12 protein-coding genes are annotated in these 16,099 nt (G+C 73.0%); 6 read left to right on the forward strand and 6 right to left on the reverse strand.

The features are described from left to right. The first annotated feature begins 12 nt into the window (after positions 1–12). Positions 13–1,584: a serine/threonine-protein kinase gene (locus ACLQ3B_RS15290; protein ID WP_425781232.1), complete on the forward strand. Its 1,572-nt coding sequence runs from the start codon at positions 13–15 to the stop codon at positions 1,582–1,584. A 70-nt stretch (positions 1,585–1,654) separates the two neighbouring features. Here ACLQ3B_RS15290 and ACLQ3B_RS15295 read toward each other — a convergent pair whose 3' ends face one another. The 4 genes from ACLQ3B_RS15295 to ACLQ3B_RS15310 form a co-directional block, all read right to left on the reverse strand. Next, on the reverse strand, positions 1,655–2,098 hold the full coding sequence (locus ACLQ3B_RS15295; RefSeq protein WP_425781234.1) for an HNH endonuclease: 444 nt from the start codon (positions 2,096–2,098) through the stop codon (positions 1,655–1,657). A 212-nt stretch (positions 2,099–2,310) separates the two neighbouring features. Beyond that, the gene (locus tag ACLQ3B_RS15300; protein ID WP_425781235.1) at positions 2,311–3,519 is read right to left on the reverse strand and encodes a hypothetical protein; all 1,209 of its coding nucleotides are present in this window, start codon (positions 3,517–3,519) and stop codon (positions 2,311–2,313) included. Positions 3,520–3,586: 67 nt separating this feature from the next. Beyond that, positions 3,587–5,134, reverse strand: a complete 1,548-nt coding sequence (locus ACLQ3B_RS15305) for an FAD-dependent oxidoreductase (RefSeq protein WP_425781237.1) — start codon at positions 5,132–5,134, stop codon at positions 3,587–3,589. Between the two features lie 24 nt (positions 5,135–5,158). After that, entirely contained in the window at positions 5,159–5,647 is a 489-nt protein-coding gene (locus tag ACLQ3B_RS15310) for an MSMEG_6728 family protein (RefSeq protein WP_425781239.1), read from the reverse strand. 95 nt (positions 5,648–5,742) lie between these two features. On the opposite strand from ACLQ3B_RS15310, the gene ACLQ3B_RS15315 reads away from it, so the two are divergent. From ACLQ3B_RS15315 to ACLQ3B_RS15330, 4 genes are read left to right on the forward strand one after another with little or no spacing between them, the layout of a single operon-like run. Beyond that, the gene (locus ACLQ3B_RS15315; RefSeq protein ID WP_425781241.1) at positions 5,743–7,713 is read left to right on the forward strand and encodes a potassium channel family protein; all 1,971 of its coding nucleotides are present in this window, start codon (positions 5,743–5,745) and stop codon (positions 7,711–7,713) included. Positions 7,714–7,763: 50 nt separating this feature from the next. Then, positions 7,764–10,616, forward strand: coding sequence for a BTAD domain-containing putative transcriptional regulator (locus tag ACLQ3B_RS15320; protein ID WP_425781242.1), 2,853 nt, complete (start codon positions 7,764–7,766; stop codon positions 10,614–10,616). Positions 10,617–10,646: 30 nt separating this feature from the next. After that, positions 10,647–11,636 (forward strand): ATP-binding cassette domain-containing protein, encoded by a 990-nt coding sequence (locus tag ACLQ3B_RS15325; protein WP_425781244.1) that lies wholly within the window; start codon positions 10,647–10,649, stop codon positions 11,634–11,636. Beyond that, positions 11,633–12,418, forward strand: coding sequence for an ABC transporter permease (locus tag ACLQ3B_RS15330; protein WP_425781246.1), 786 nt, complete (start codon positions 11,633–11,635; stop codon positions 12,416–12,418). The genes ACLQ3B_RS15325 and ACLQ3B_RS15330 overlap by 4 nt, the downstream gene beginning before the upstream one ends. Before the next feature lie 19 nt (positions 12,419–12,437). Here ACLQ3B_RS15330 and ACLQ3B_RS15335 read toward each other — a convergent pair whose 3' ends face one another. Together ACLQ3B_RS15335 and ACLQ3B_RS15340 are read right to left on the reverse strand one after the other, a co-directional pair. Then, positions 12,438–13,673 carry an APC family permease gene (locus ACLQ3B_RS15335; RefSeq protein ID WP_425781248.1) on the reverse strand — a complete coding sequence of 412 codons (1,236 nt, stop codon included), beginning with the start codon at positions 13,671–13,673 and terminating at the stop codon, positions 12,438–12,440. Positions 13,674–13,682: 9 nt separating this feature from the next. Beyond that, positions 13,683–14,429 (reverse strand): phosphatase PAP2 family protein, encoded by a 747-nt coding sequence (locus ACLQ3B_RS15340; protein WP_425781250.1) that lies wholly within the window; start codon positions 14,427–14,429, stop codon positions 13,683–13,685. 89 nt (positions 14,430–14,518) lie between these two features. Between ACLQ3B_RS15340 and ACLQ3B_RS15345 the strand changes: the two genes are divergently transcribed. Then, on the forward strand, positions 14,519–15,742 hold the full coding sequence (locus ACLQ3B_RS15345; protein WP_425781252.1) for a DUF4032 domain-containing protein: 1,224 nt from the start codon (positions 14,519–14,521) through the stop codon (positions 15,740–15,742). Positions 15,743–16,099: the final 357 nt, after the last annotated feature.

Below are 16,099 nucleotides of genomic sequence, written 5' to 3' on the forward strand. Positions count from 1 at the left end.
AGGCTGTCCGTCGTGCAGCGTGATCAGTTGCTTGCGGGCCGCTACCGGCTCCTGGAGCGCCTCGGCATTGGCGGCATGTCGGCGGTGCACCGGGCGTACGACGAGGTGCTCGAACGGGACGTGGCGGTGAAGGTGCTGGTCGCCTCGGACACCAACGCCCGACAGCGGATCCGGGGCGAGGCCAAGGCTGCGGCCCGGCTGTCGCATCCACACGTCACGGGCGTCTACGACTACGGCGAGTCGGCATTGGACGGTGCCCAGGTCCCGTTCGTGGTGATGGAGTTGCTCGGCGGTCACACCCTCGAACACCGGCTGGTGGCCGGGCCGTTGCCACCACGCGCCGGTCTGCGGGTGTGCGCCGAGGTGGCCTCGGCGCTCGCCGCCGCGCATGAGCACGGGCTGGTCCACCGCGACATCAAGCCGAGCAACGTGATGCTCACGCCGACCGGCGCGAAGGTGCTCGACTTCGGCATCGCGGCAGCCGTCGGCGCGCCGGAGATCGATTTCGAGGGGCGGCTGCTGGGTACACCGGCGTACCTGGCGCCGGAGCGGTTGCAGGCCGGCGAGGTTCTGCCCGCCAGTGACGTGTACGCCCTCGGCCTGCTGTTGCACCGGGTGCTCACCGGCCGGCTGCCGTGGCCCGCCGAGGCGCAGACCGCGATGCTGCGCGCGCACACGCATGTCGAGCCGGATTCGTTGCCCTCGCTCGATGGCGTACCGCCCGGGGTGCACCGGCTCTACCGCTGGTGCCTGGCCGGCGACCCCGCCGACCGGCCGACGGCCGCCGACGCGGCCCGCATCCTGCTCGCCGCCGCCAGCGGAGCCGCGCCCGAGGCCGCTGCCGTTGCCGCCGAATCGGCGGACGCCGGGCCGGCAGCGGACGCCGGGCCGGCAGCGGACGCCGGGCCGGCAGCGGACGCCGGGCCGGCAGCGGACGCCGGGCCGGCAGCGGCCGCCGGGCCGGCAGCGGCCGCCGGGCCGACTGGCGGTTCGGCGGCGCCGACGAGGCGCAGGCCGTGGCGTCGGGGGCGGGCCATCCTGACGGTCGGCGGCGCGGTGATCGCCGCGGTGGCGCTTGCCGGGTCGCTCGGCGATTTCAGCAATCGTCAACCGGGGCAGAGTGCCGCGCCGACGGGCAGCAGCCCGGGTACCACCACGGTGGGGATGCCCCGCGCCGAGGAGCCGATCGAGCTGGCCGAGAGCGGTCCGGCTGCCGTACCGCCGGCCAGGAACACGGCCTCCGCTACCCGGACCGGCCCCCCGACCGGTCCGGGCGGGACAGCCTCGCCGGGCCCGACCACCACCACTGGAGGCCCGACCCCGACCAGGGTCACGCCCACTCCCACCCCTGCCCCCGGCGTACCCGTGGACGCGCGTGGCGGGACGATCACCGCTCGCTGTGTGGGACAGTCGGTCGAGGTGCTCACGGTGACGCTCGCGCCCGGTTTCCGGGTCGAGGCGTACGACCCGGGGCCGGCGAAGCAGATCGTGGTCGAGCTGACCTCCGCGGAGTACCGCAGCGAGATCCGGGTGCAGTGCCCCGACGGCCGGCTGAAGTCGAAGGTCAAGGAACGCGCCGCCTGATCGGGGGCCGGCGGGTGCCGCGCCCGGGACGTGCCCGGGACGCGGCCCCCCGTTCCCGCCGGCCGGTCCGTCACCGCCCGGCCAGTGCCCCCCAGCCCGGGTTGACCGGCTCCCGGCGCAGCGGCATGCCGGCCTCCGCCGGCGTCCGGTCCCCCTTGCGCTGGTTGCAGGCGTAGCAGGCGGCTGTGGTGTTCCGCCAGGTGTTCCGGCCGCCGCGCGAGCGGGGCAGGATGTGGTCGATGGTGGAGGCCTGGCCACCGCAGTACGCGCAGCATCTGTCGTCGCGGCGCAGCACACCGGCGCGCGACCAGGCCGGCCCGGAGTTGAACCTCCACCGGGTGACCACGAACCGAACCAGCCGCACCACCCGGGGCATCGGGAAGACCCCGATCACCCGGTCCGGCTCGGCCTCGTGGATTTCGGCCACCCGACGGCAGAGCATCCGCACGGCGTGTTGAACGGTGACCCGGTGCAGCGGGCCGAGGTCGGCGTTGATGACGAGGACGGCGTCCACCGGGACTCCTTTCCAGATGCTGACGGACAGCGAAAAGCCGCCCGGTCCGGCTGTCGGACGGGGCGGCTCGGCGCGTACGGGTGCGCGTCAGTCGGGCCGGCCCGCCCGGGGACCTTTCGCTCGGTAACCGTCACCGGGCAGCGTCGACGGCACGGTGGTGACGTGCGACATCGGCATGAAGTGCTCCCGCGGTGGTGGTTGACCTTGCGTGCTCACGGTAGGTCGACGCGGGAGACACGGGCAACGTATTTCGATCGGCCGGCCTCCTCGGGACGCCGCTGCCGGCGGGTGCGGGGAGGTGCCTTCGCCGCGGCCCGGGCGGTGGTCAGCGGCCGGTTCAGCCGCAGCGCCATCCGTGCGGTGAGTTCGCTGTCCAGCAGGGGCCGGTTGACTTCGGCGGCGACCGCCAGCGCGGGCCCGGAGACCGACCGCCAGATCGCGGCCAGCCCGGCGCCGAGGCCCACCAGGGCGACGGTGGCCCGGGTGGTCGGTGAGCCGGCGGCCGCGGCGGCGCTCACCCCGACGACCGCGAAGAGCACCAACAGCAGGGGTACGAGCACCGGCCAGAAGATGCCGCGTGCCGCCTGCGCCACCAGTCGCCGGTCCCGGATGATCAGGTTCCTGGCGACCACCGCGTAGTCCTCCTCGTCGAGCAGGTCGCGGGGGTGCAGGCCGCCGGTGAGCACGTCGCGCCAGAGGTCGCCCTGACCGCGCAGCGCCTGGCTCAGGGCGGTGGGCGTCGGCTCGGTCGGGTCGCCGTGGCCGGCGCGGTCGACCGCGCTCGCCCAGGCGGCCAGCGACCGGCGCACCACGGCGGCCGAGTACGGCGGCAGCACGCTGGCCAGCTCGTCCAGCCATCGGCTGATCTGGACCTGCCGGCCGCCGAACTGCCGTAGCAACTGCGCGACGTCACCGGCTCGGACGGTGTCGGCCACCGACCGACCCAGTCGGTAGGCCAGCCCGACCCGGTGGTTGGCGGCCATCGCCCAGCGCAGCACCTCCACGTTGAGGTCGTCGAGGGCGAGCAGCAGCGGCACCGGGTCGGCGGGGTCGGGTCGGCCCGGGTCGGGGAGCAGGGTTCGGGCGGCCGACGTGTCGGGTACCGGCCCGGTGTGTCGGGTGAGGTCGGCGATCTGGGCCAGGGCGACGTCGACCCCGTCGAGGTACATCCGCATCCGCCGGTGGGCGGACATCTCGGTGAGGTTGGAGAGCTTGGCCGGCGGTACGGCCGGGCGGGCTTCCACGAAGGCGGCGGGCTCCGCGTGCTGTCCGTGGTGGTAGGCGTCGGCCATCCACCAACCCAGCCGGAGTGCGGTGACGATGCAGGCGCGCTCGTCGCGGATCAGCGGGTACGCGTCGTCGCGGCCGATCTCGTCGATCGGCGAGCGGTGCCCGGCGCCGGCGCGGTGCAGTGGTGACATCTTCCGCTGCCCTCCCGCCCGGCCGATCGACGGTTGATCATTCGAGCGTACGGCAGCGCACTGTGGCTTATGTCGTTTTTTGCTGATTTGGCCTGCCGGCCAGCAGCCCGCGCGGTCGGATCGAGCGCACCGGCTCGGCCGCGCCACCCTCGGCGCGCAGGATGTGGTTCGCGGCGATGATCCCGGTCGCGGCGGAGCGTTCCATCAACGCGCTCGGGAAGTCCGTGGCGATGCCGTCTCCGGCCAGGTAGAGGCCGTTCGCATCGGTGCGTACCCCCGGTCGCCAGGCGTGGCTGCCCGGCGTGAACGCCGGTGCCTGCGCCTCCACCCGGGCCCGCAGCTCGCGGACCCGCAGGTCGCCGGCCTCCGGCCAGAGCGCGATCAGCTCGCGACGCATCCGCTCGGCCAGTTCGTCGGCCGGCACGCCGGGCTCGCAGGCGTACGCGTGCAACTCGATGACCGACCCGCCGGTCTGCTGCGCCCAGCGGCGCGGCTCGTTCTCCAGCCGGTGATAGAGCGTCACCGAGTCCAGAGTGGGCTGGCGGGACACGCCACTGAACACCGCCCGCTCGGCGGCCACGTCCCCGAAACACCAGTACCGCGCCACCGCGTACGGCGGGCCTGGGGTGCCGAAGGCCGGCATCCGTGCCGCCAGGTCGGGTGCCTGCCCGGCCAGGTCCGGTGAGGCCGCGACCAGCGCGGCGAGCGCCGGCGGGTCGACGGCGAGCACGACGTGACCCGCCGGATGGCTGCCGCCGTCGGTGGTCGTCACCCGCCAGCCCTCGGCGTCGCGGTGCACCCCGGTGGCGGCGCAGTCGGTGAGGACCCGACCGCCGTGCTTCTGCACGTGCCGGGTCAGCGGCTCCCAGATCGCCGTGGCGTAGTCCTCGTCGGGGCAGTCGAAGGCCAGCCCTTCCGGGTTGCCGAGCAGGTAGAAGTGGAACTGGGCGACCATCTCGGCGGCCGACATCTCCGCCTCGTGGTTGAAGAACGAGTGCGAGAAGACCTCGAACAGCATCGCCCGCGCCCGGTCCGGCAGTCGCAGCGATGCCAGCAGCTCGTCGGCGGTGGTGTCGTCCAGGTCGGCGTAGGTGCGCACCGGGTCGTAGCTGAGCAGCGGCAGCGCGGCGTCCCGATCCATGTGTCGCAGGTCGGCCAGGCGCAGGCTGGGGCTGCGCAACAGCAACGCCAGCAGGTTCGCCGGCGGCGCGGGCGGCAACTTGCCGAACTCCTCGGTCGGCCACCGCTCGCTGAGAATCGGGTAACCCGGAATGGGCTTGAGGAAGCCCAGGTCACTGTCGACCCGGCGGAGGATCGACCGCCAGTTGTAGTACTGCCGGAAGAACGCGTGGAAGCCGTGCTCGTTTCGCTGGCTGCCGTCGGCGAGCGCCTCCGGCCAGGCGCCCAGTCGACCGCCAACTGTCGGCGCCGCCTCCAGCACCGTGACCGCCACACCCCGCTCGGCCAGCACCACCGCCGCAGACATGCCGGCGATGCCGCCACCCACCACCAGCGCCGTGGTCGGTCGCGGCACGCGGTCGGCGCCACCGCCGCCCGGGTCCACCTGGTGCTGCCGTACGCCGAGCAGCCGACCTACCAGTTGCGACAGCGCCATGGGCCCAGTCTGCCGCACCTTCGCTCAGTCGGCCGGCAAGCAACGGCGGGGCCGGTCGGAGGCGGGCCAGACGTACTCCAGATCCTCCGGCACGTCGTCGCCGAACAGCGGGCGGTAGTGCGCCGGGTCCTTGCGCAGCAGCGACGAGCGGTGACTCAGGTGCAGGTCGTCGCGGCCCAGCCACGGTGGCAGCTCGCCGGCTCGGGCCAGCTCGTCCTGGGTCCGTACGACGCCGCCCCCGCAGGCGGCGGCGAGGTCGACTGTCATCGTGGCGGCGCAGGTGTCGGCCCGCCCCGGTTCGGTCCAGACCGCGCACATGTCCAGCCCGTAGCGGACGAGCGCCTCCTCGTACCCGGCCCACATCTTCACGGCCGGGTGGTTGCGCCAGCCGTACCCGGGTCGGGTGAGCCCACGCAGCACCTGGATGGCCTCCACCCGCTGCTTGCCCAGCCGCTTCTGGTCCAGCGTGCGGGCGCTGGCCAAGAAGCCCGGGTACGGGAGGAACGTCTGCATGTCGCTGCTCTACCCGTCGCCGGGGCGGGCATACCTGGTCCCGGGATGATCCGGACGGGGTCGCCCACCAGGGCCGTGCTGATTACGATCCGGGCATGGCGGAGCCGTGGCGGGACCGGGCGCGACGGGCGGTCGAGTGGAACTGGCGGCTGCGGTCCGTCGGTGATCCGCGCCCGCACTACGTGATCTGCGGGAAGGACGCGCTGGCCTACTACGTGGCCCGGGCGGTGCTCGAATCCGAGCTGCCGGCGGGCGGGGCCCGGGTGACAGTCGTGGTGCCGGAGCGTTACCGCAGCAACGGGCCGGACGTGGCCGGGCTGCGCGGGGTGCGGGTGGTCCGCTCGGACCGGCTGGACGTGGCCACCTTCGAGGCCGCCGGCCTGGCCGGCGCGACCGGGCTGGCCCTGTTGCACCAGGACGACGTGGGCAACCTGCACGCCGCGCTCTGCGCCCAGGCTGTCGACCAGCGGGTCCGCCAGGTGCTGCGGATGTTCAACGGCACCCTCGCCGACGGCGTACGAAAGCTGATCAAGGCCCCGGTCGAGGTGCTCTCCGACGCGGAGATGGCCGCGCCGGCCTTCGTGGCCGCCGCGCTCAACGAGGTCGACCCGAGTTCCTTCCAACATCGGGACAAGACACTGCGGGTGGCGCGTCGGGCCGACGTGCGACCGCAGGACGTGGTCTGCGCGTTGGCGCACCTCAGCGAGGCGCAGGGGGTGGAGCTGCTGCCGGCCGAGCAGGCCGGCGCCGACCTGGTGCTCGCCGAGGCGACCGGTCAGCCACCGGGCACCGAGGTCGCCGCACGCCGGCTGGTCCACGCGCGTCGGCGGCGTCGTCCGGTCGCGGTGGTGATGGGTGCGGTACGCGGCTTCGCCACCCGCAAGATCGGTATTGCGGTGATGGTGGTGCTCGCGCTGATCGCGGTGCTGGGGGCGCTGATCTCCCGTGCCGAGGACGTCTCTCCGCTGGAGGCCCTCTATCTGACGCTGGTCACCACGCTCAGCGGCGCGGACCCGGACACCACCAAGGCGGCGGACGCCCAGATCATGCAGGTGGTGCTCAACCTGGCCGGGTTGGCGCTGATCCCACTGATCACCGCCGTCGTGGTGGACGGCATCGTCAACGCCCGGCTGGCCCTGCACACCGGCCGCCTGCAACCCGCGCGGGCGGGGCACGTGGTGGTGATCGGCCTGGGCAACGTCGGCACGCGGGTGATGGCGCAACTGCGCGAGTACGACGTCGAGGTGGTGGCAATCGACAAGGCCCCGGAGCCGCGTGGCGCAACCCTGGCCCGCCAACTGGAGGTGCCGCTGATCGTCGGTGACGCCGCTCTGCCCGAGACGCTGATCGCCGCCTCGGTGGCCGACTGCCAGGCGCTTGTGGTGGCGTCCACCGACGACGTGGCCAACCTGGAGGCGGCGCTCGCTGCCCGCGACCTCCGTGCCGACCTGCGCGTGGTGCTTCGGCTCTTCGACGGTGACTTCGCCGAACGGGTGGAGGAGACCTTCGCGCTCGGGGTGTCCCGGTCGGTCTCCTACCTGGCCGCCCCGGCCTTCATCGGGGCGCTCACCGAACGCGCCGTGATCACCACCATCCCGGTCGACAGGCACGCGCTGCCGGTCGCCGAGGTGCCGGTCGCCCCCGGCTCCGAGTTGGACGGCCGACCGCTGAACGTGGTCAACCGGGACGGGCAGGTCCGGCTGATCGCCCGTACCCCGGCGGGCGGTGCCAAGACGATCTGGTGGAAGGACCTCGACCCCCGGCAGGTGATCTTCGCTGGTGACCGGCTGACGGTGGTCGCCCGGCGGCGCGGGTTGGACTGGCTGACCCGGCAGTGCGCCCCGCCGGCCCAGCCGGGGCCGGTCTCTCGGCCGGCCGGGCCGGTCCAGGGCGGGGTGCACGCTCCAGCGGCAGCGCCTCCTCCGGTGCCGGTACAGACGGACTCGGGGGCCGACGCGGCACATCCCGTTCCCCCCGTCGGGGACGCGCCCACGACGACCAACGGTGGCCCAGCGGACGAGTTCGAGCTGACCCACCGGCATGACGGGACCGGCGAGGGGAGCTGACGCCACCCGGCGCGGTCAGAACCGCCAGGCGCTGAGCGACAATCCATGGCATGCGTTTCCGCATCCTGGGGCCGACCCAGGTGGTGCTGGCCGACGGGCGAGAGGTCCCCGTGGGCGGTCTGCGGCTGCGCGCCCTGCTGGCGCTCCTCCTGCTCGACGCGGGCCGGGTGGTCTCCGCCGAGCGGTTGATCGACGGCCTGTACGGGGAGCATCCGCCCCGGGGTGGGGCCAACGCCCTCCAGTCCCAGGTGTCGCGCCTGCGCCAGGCTCTGAGCGCGGAGCCCGACCCGGTCGAGTTCCACCCGGCCGGTTACCGCCTGGCGGTGGATCCCGGCGACGTCGACGCGTACCGGTTCGAACGGCTCGCCGAGGCGGGACGCCGCGCGCTCGTCGACGGAGACTGGCCCCGGGCGGCGGCCGTGTTGCGTGAGGCGCTGGGGCTGTGGCGTGGTCCCGCGCTGGCCGACGCCATCGGCGCGGCCGGTGCGCCCGCGCAGGCGGCCCGACTGGACGAGCTGCGACTGGCCGCCACCGAGGATCGAATCGAGGCGGACCTGGCGCTGGGCGCACCCGGCGCGCTGATCGCGGAGTTGCGGGAGTTGGTCGTCGCGCATCCGTTGCGGGAGCGTTTGCGGGGCCAGCTCATGCGCGCCCTGGCCGCCCTGGATCGGTCGGCGGAGGCGCTGGCCGAGTTCGAGGACGCCCGGCGCACGCTGGCCGAGCAGCTGGGCGTCGACCCGTCGGCGGAGCTGGCCGCGGTCCACCTGGCGGTGCTGCGTGGCGAGGAACGCCTGTCGGCCGAACCGGCGCTGCCGAGTCAGCTCACCACGTTCGTCGGGCGGGAGGAGGAGCTCAAGCGCGTCGGCGAGTTGCTCGGCGAGCGCCGGCTCGTCACCCTCACCGGTCCCGGGGGAGCAGGCAAGACGCGCCTGGCGATCGAGGCTGCGGGCCGAGTCGACGGGGAGGTCCGTCTGGTCGAGCTGGCGGGGCTGGCCGACGGTTCGGACGTACCGCAGGCGGTGCTGAGCGCGCTCGGCCTGCGCGACGCGGGCCTGCGCGCCCCGGCCGAGCCGGGCCGGCAGACCACCGATCGGCTGGTCGAGGCGCTCGCCGAGCGGCGACTGCTGCTCGTGCTCGACAACTGCGAGCACGTGCTCGTCGACGCGGCCCGGCTGGCCGCCCGGTTGTTGAGCGCGTGCCCGGCGTTGCGCGTCCTGGCCACCAGTCGGGAGCCGCTCGGGTTGGCCGGTGAGGCGCTGTGCCCGCTGTCCGGGCTCACCCTGCCACCGCTCGGCGCGTCCGTGCTGGACGCCGACGACTACGCGGCGGTCGGTCTCTTCGCCCAGCGGGCCGTCGACGTCGCGCCCGACTTCACCGTCACGCCTGCCAACGTCGAGATGGTGCTGCGGATCTGCCGCAGCCTGGACGGTCTGCCGTTGGCGATCGAGTTGGCGGCCGCGCGGCTGCGGGCGCTGTCCGTCGCCGAGGTGGCCGCCCGTCTCGACGATCGGTTCCGGTTGCTGTCGACGGGCAGCCGGGCCGTGTCGCCGCGGCACCGCACCCTCCGGGCGGTGGTCGAGTGGAGTTGGGATCTGCTCGACGACGCCGAACGGACAGTGGCCCGCCGGCTGACCGTCTTCGCCGGTGGAGCCACGCTGGAGGCGGCCGGGGAGGTCTGCGGTCTGCCCACCTCCGAGTTCGTCGACGCGTTCACCGGTCTGGTCGACAAGTCCTTCGTGGAGATGACCGGCGGCCGGTACCGGATGCTCGAAACGGTGCGGGCCTTCTGCGCCGAGCGTCTCGCCGAGGCCGGTGAGGCCGACCGGCTCCGTCGTGCGCACACCGCGTACTTCCTGGAGTTCGCCTGGACCGCGAGTGACCACCTCCGGTGCGCGGAGCAACTGCACTGGCTGCGCAGGCTCGACGCCGAGCGGGACAACCTGCACGCGGCGTTGCGCCGGGCCACGGCCGCCGGTGACGCGTCCGACGCGGCCGGGATGGTCGCGGCCCTGTCGTTCTACTGGTGGCTGCGCGGCATGCGCGGGGAGGGGGCGCGGCTGGCCACCGACGTCCTCGAACTGCTCGGCACCGAGGCACCGCCGGGGCTGAACGAGGAGTTCGCCCTCTGCGTCTACAACGCCTCGCTCGCCGGCTCCGGCCCCCTGCCGACCCTCGGAACGCAGCGGTCCGTGATCCGCAGCCTCGACCGCCCGCCCCGACAGCCGTTCCTGCTGTACCTGTCGGGCATCTCCACCGGCCCGCCGTCCGGTGGAGTCGAGGACGTGGACGAGCTGATGGGGGAGTTGCGACAGCTCGTCGGCCCGGACGGGTGGATCAACGCGCTCGGCGGCATGGGGAGAGGCTCGGCATTGATGTGGAGTGGCGAGGGCGACCGGGCCATTGTCGCGCTGACCACTGCGCTGGACGGCTTCCGGAGCACCGGAGACCGGTGGGGATCGATGATTACGCTCGGCGCGCTTGGTGAACTCGCGGCCTGGCGCGGCGATCCGGAGGCGGCCGGCGCCCACATCGATCAGGCCATGGGGTTGGCCGAGGACCTCGGGTCGGCCGTCGACCAGGCCGACATGGTGCGAACCCGGGGTGAGATAAGGCTGCACACCGGTGACCTCGCCGCGGCGCGGGATGACTTCGGGCGTGCGCTGCTCCTCGCGCAGCGCAGCGGCGCTCCCGAGTTCGCCTCCAGCGCCCGGCTCGGCCTCTCCAAGCTGGCCCGACTGCGCGGAGACCTGGCCGAGGCGAGGCGACTCTGCGAAGAGGCCTTGGCCGGCGGGCTCACCGGCTGGTTCATCGGCGAGGCCACCCGCGCGGAGATCATCCTCGTGCTCCAGCAGATCACCGAGGCGGAACAGGCTGGTGCGCGGCCGTCAGCGGACGGTGCGTGACCCGTCAGCGCCCCACCGCACCGTGGGGGCATGACGACATTCGAGGTGGTCGCCGAGGGTCTGGGCAAGCGGTACGGCCCGACCCGCGCGCTCGACACGTTCGACCTGACCGTGCCGCCCGGCACGGTCCACGGACTGCTGGGACCGAACGGCGCGGGCAAGACGACGGCCGTGCGGATCCTCACCACGCTGCTGCGCTTCGACACGGGAAGGGCGACCGTGGCCGGGTACGACGTGCTGCGTCGGCCGGACGAGGTGCGCGCCCGGATCGGGCTGACCGGGCAGTACGCCGCGGTCGACGAGATCCTCAGCGGCCGGCAGAACCTGGAGCTGTTCGGGCGGCTGTTCCGGCTCGGCCGACGGGAGGCCCGTCGACGCGCTGGCGAACTGCTGGAACGGTTCGGGCTCGACGAGGCGGCGGGCCGGTCCGCCGGTGAGTACTCGGGTGGGATGCGCCGCCGACTGGACCTCGCCGCCAGCCTGATCCGTACGCCGCGCGTGCTCTTCCTGGACGAGCCGACGACCGGCCTGGACCCGCGCAGTCGCAACCAGGTGTGGGACCTGGTCCGCGGTCTCGTGGCGGACGGGACGACGGTGCTGCTCACCACGCAGTACCTGGAGGAGGCCGATCAGCTCGCCGACCGGATCTCGGTGATCGACGCCGGTCGGGTGGTGGCGGAGGGCTCGCCCAACCAGCTGAAGTCGATGACCGGTGGTGACCGGGTCGAGGTGGTGGTCCGCGACGTGGCCGAGCTGGGCCACGCGGCAGGCCTCGTCGCTTCGATCTGCGGCGCGGAGCCCGAACTCGATCCGGAGATCCGACGGCTCAGCGTGCCGGTGGTCGATCGCGTCGCCGGCCTGGTCGACGTGGTTCGCGCGCTGGACGACGCCGGGATCGCTGTCGAGGACGTCGGCCTGCGGCGCGCGACGTTGGACGAGGCATTCCTGCACCTGACCGGGCACCGGCCGGACGAGGCCCGCGAGCCTGTCGGGGCCGGACGAACTGTGGAGATGGCATGACCACTGTGATCGCCGACGGCTGGACGATGACCAGGCGGAACATGACCCACGTGGTCCGCGCGCCGGAGGAGCTGATCCTCTACTTCTCGCTGCCGATCATGTTCGTGCTGGTCTTCGGGTACGTGTTCGGCAGCGGCATGCAGGTGGCGGGTGGCGGCAACTACCGCGAGTTCCTGCTGCCCGGGGTGTTCGTGATGACGATGCTGTACGGGCTGGGGGCCACCGCGACCGGCGTGGCGCTGGACCTCAGCCGGGGTGTGCTCGACCGGTTCCGGTCGATGCCGATGGCACGGTCCGCCCTGATGACCGGTCGCAGCGCCGCCGATCTGCTGCGCGCCCTGCTGGAGATGTCCACCCTGTTGATCTGCGGGCTGCTCGTCGGGTGGCAGTGGCGACAGGGTGTCGGCAAGGCGATGCTCGCCGTCGGTCTCCTCCTGTTGCTGCGAATCGCGATCACCTGGGTCGGGATCTACCTGGCGTTGCTGGTCCGCAACCCGGACACGGTCGGTGTGATCGTCTTTCCGGCGGCGTTCCCGTTGAGCGCGATCTCCAACGTCTTCGTGTCGCCCGAGCTGATGCCACCGGTCATCGGGGCGATCTCGGAGTGGAACCCGTTGTCGGCCACAGTGGCGGCGATCCGCGAGCTGTTCGGCAACCCTGGCCTGGGTGGCGATTCCTGGCCGGCGGAGCACGCGATGCTGTTGGCGGTGCTGTGGCCGGTGCTGCTGATCGCGACGTTCGCCCCGCTGGCCGTGCGCCGCTACCGGCGGTTGAGTCGCTGACTGCGGCCGCCTGCCGGGGTCAGTGGCGGGCCCGCAGGGCGTAGGAGGCGGCACCGACGGCGAGCACGCCGAAGCCGGCGAGAACGCTGCCCAGCGGCAGGTTGACCGCCAGCACCAGACAACCGAAGAGCCCGAGGCCGGCGAGCACCCGGACCGGCAACCGCCGGTCCGGGTCCCGGCCCAGGGTGAGCGCCGCCGCGTTGGTGATCGCGTAGTAGACGAGCACCGTGCAGCTGGAGAAGCCGATCGCGGCGCGCACGTCGCCGAGCAGCACCACCACGATCACCACGGCGGCGACCGCCAGCTCGGCCCGGTGCGGCACCTGGCGCACCGGGTGCACGGCGGCCAACGCTCCGGGCAGGTCGTGGCGGCGGGCCATGGCGAGGGTGGTCCGACCGACCCCGGCGACCAGGGACAGCAGCACCCCGACGACGGCGACGGTGGCGCCGGCGCGGACCACCCACGCCAGGCTGGGCAGCCCGGCGGTGGTCACCACGTCGACCAGGGGCGCGGCGGAATCGGCCAGCCGGTCGCCGCCGAGCACGCCGAGCGTGACCACGGCCAGCACCAGGTAGATCACGAGCACCACCCCGAGCGCCAACGGCACCGCCCGCGGAATGGTCCGCTGCGGGTCGCGAACCTCCTCACCGAGCGTGGCGATCCGGGCGTACCCGGCGAAGGCGAAGAAGAGCAACCCGGCGGCGGCGAGCACACCCCGCGCCGAACCGCCGGCCTCACCGAGCCGGTCCAGGCGCACCGGCCCACCGACCACACCGACGACGGTGACCACTGCCAGCACCGCGAGCACCAGCGCCACCAACGCCCTGGTCACGGCGGCGGTCTTGGCGATGCCGCGCAGGTTCACCGCGGTCACCGCGAGCACCGCGCCGGCGGCGACCAGCCGAGCCTGACCCGGCCACAGGTACGCCCCGACGGTCAACGCCATCGCCGCACAACTCGCCGTCTTGCCGACCACGAAGCCCCAGCCGGCCACGAACCCGGCGAACGGCCCGAGACGCTCCCGGCCGTAGACGTAGGTGCCGCCGGACTCCGGATAACGGGCCGCCAGCCGGGCCGAGCTGGTCGCGTTGCAGAAGGCCACGAAGCCGGCCAGCACCAGCGCGGGCAGCAGACCGGCGCCGCCGGCCGCCGCCACTGCCGGGCCGAAGACCACGAAGACGCCCGCGCCGAGCATCGAGCCCAACCCGATGACAACCGCATCGGGTACGCCCAGCCGCCGCGCCAGTTGATCCACAGGCCAAATCTAGGGGTACGAGGTGAACGGCCGGTCCCATTGGCGTAGCCGGCCGGGAAGCGGCAGATCGTCCCAGGGCACCCGGTGCAGCAGCCGGTCCAGGAACAGCCCCAGCAGCAACGCCGCCACGCCGTCGGTGAGCCAGTGGAAGTTCAGGTATGTGGTGGTGACCAGGAGGATCGCCGGTGGGGCAAAACGGATCAGCCGGTGCACGACGGGGTGCATCCGCCCGGCCATGAGCGCCGTCAGCAGCACGGCGATCACCCCGTACCAGACGATCGCGTTGGCGACGTGCCCCGACGGGTAGGAGAGGTCGTACTCGGTGGGCGGCAGGTCGTTGAAGATCCGGACCGACTCGCTCGGTGGCAGATGCGAGCTGGGTGCGGCCCGGTCGGTCAGGACCTTGAGGGGGCCGACCGTCAGGTACAGGAGCACGAACGCCCCCGCCAGCAGCAGCAGCGGCCGAACCGTGCGGGCACGCCACGCGACCGCCAGGCCGAGCGCCCCGGCGATCGGCATCAGCAGCCAGCCACCCTGCCCGAGGAAGTTGAAAGCCCGCGCCGTCCAGTAGATCGGCGCCGGGTGATGGGCGTACGCCCACTCGCGAACGGCGAGATCCAGACCGAGCAGCGCCCCGCGGGCAAGGGCCAGGGTCAACGCGCCGAACCCGACGAGCAGGAGCGCGTCGAACCACCAGCCGGCCGGGCGGACGGGCCGTAGCCGCAGCTCACGTCGTACCGCTGTGGGTTTGAGCACGCGACCACGCTACCGGCACGGCGCGAGGCCGGGGTGTCCGGCGCTGTGGGCCGAACCACGATCAGGGGCGGATGCGGGGGCGACCAGTCATGCTTGTGCCCGTGCGGATCACGTCTGCCCTCGTGGACCCGGCGCTGCTCGACCTGCCCTGGTCGACACCGCTGGAGGAGTGGCCTGCCCAACACCTGGTCGCGCTGCCGCAGGGCATCTCCCGGCACATCGTCCGGTTCGTCCGGTTGGGCGAGTTCGTGTACGCGTTCAAGGAGACCCGCGAGCGGATCGCCGAGCGGGAGTACGACCTGCTCCGGGCCCTGGAGCGGATCGACTTTCCCTCGGTCGAGGCGGTGGCGGTCGTCGCCGACCGGCAGACTGCGGACGGGGAACCCCTCGAATCGGTGCTGATCACGCGGCACCTGCAGTTCTCGCTGCCGTACCGGGCGCTCTTCTCGCACACCCTTCGGCCGGAGACGATGAGCCGGCTGCTCGACGCGCTCGCCGCCCTGATCGTGCGGATGCACCTGACCGGCTTCTTCTGGGGCGACTGCTCACTGTCGAACACGCTGTTCCGGCGGGACGCGGGCGCCTTCGCCGCCTACCTGGTGGACGCGGAGACGGGTGCCCTGCACAACTCGCTCTCCAACGGTCAGCGCGGCGAGGACCTGGAGATCGCCCGGGTGAACATCTTCGGTGAGGCGCTGGACCTGCAGGCAGCCGGCCTGCTGCACGAGTCCATCGACCCGGAGGTGGTCTGCGAGGAGGTCGTGCAGCGCTACGAGCGGCTCTGGCACGAGATCACCTATGAGCAGGCGGTCGAGCGGGAGGCCCGGCACGACATCGAGGGCCGGATCCGCCGCCTCAACGAGCTGGGCTTCGACGTCGCCGAGGTGGCCATGTCGTCAATCGACGACGGGCGTTTCCTGGTCCGGCCGAAGGTCGTCGACGCCGGCTACCACACCCGGCGACTGCTGCGGCTGACCGGCTTGGACGCCGAGGAGAACCAGGCACGCAAGCTGCTCAACGACCTGGACGCCTACCGCGCGGAGAGCGACCTGATCGACGAGCAGCAGGCCGCCCACCGCTGGCTCACCGAGGTCTTCGAGCCGGTGGTCCGGGCCGTCCCCGCCCACCTGCGCCGCAAGCTGGAGCCGCAGGAGCTGTTCGCCCAGATCATCGAGCACAAGTGGTTGCTGTCCGAGCAGGCCGGCCGGGACGTCGGGATGCGCCACGCGGTCCAGTCGTACCTGTCCGACGTGCTGGTGCACCGCCCCGACGAGCAGGCCGTCCTCGGCGTCGAGGTTCCCAGCCTCGGCTGAGATGCGGCCGGGTCGTCGTGCTCACCGGCTGCCCGACGGCCCGGCGTGGCGTGACGTGGCGTCTGGGCGCTGCCTCTGGAGCTGATGTCGTAGACGATTCAGCTCCGGACGGTCTCTGGTAGTCCTGTAGAGCTGCCCCAAATGTGGGGCGGGCTGCGGTGCCGCTGCCGACAACGAGCATCCGCATGTACGTCTGCCCGCGAAGTGCCCGCTGCCCGCCCGCTGCCCGCCCGCTGCCCGCTCGTTGCCGCCCGCTGCCCGCCGTGCACCCCACACGTGGGGCAGCTCGACAGGCTGCGCAACAGTCTCGACCGGCCCGACCGGCGCAACAGTCTCGACCGGCCCGACAGTCTCGAC

The sequence above is a fragment of the Micromonospora sp. DT53 genome (assembly GCF_049841535.1).
Lineage (GTDB): Bacteria > Actinomycetota > Actinomycetes > Mycobacteriales > Micromonosporaceae > Micromonospora.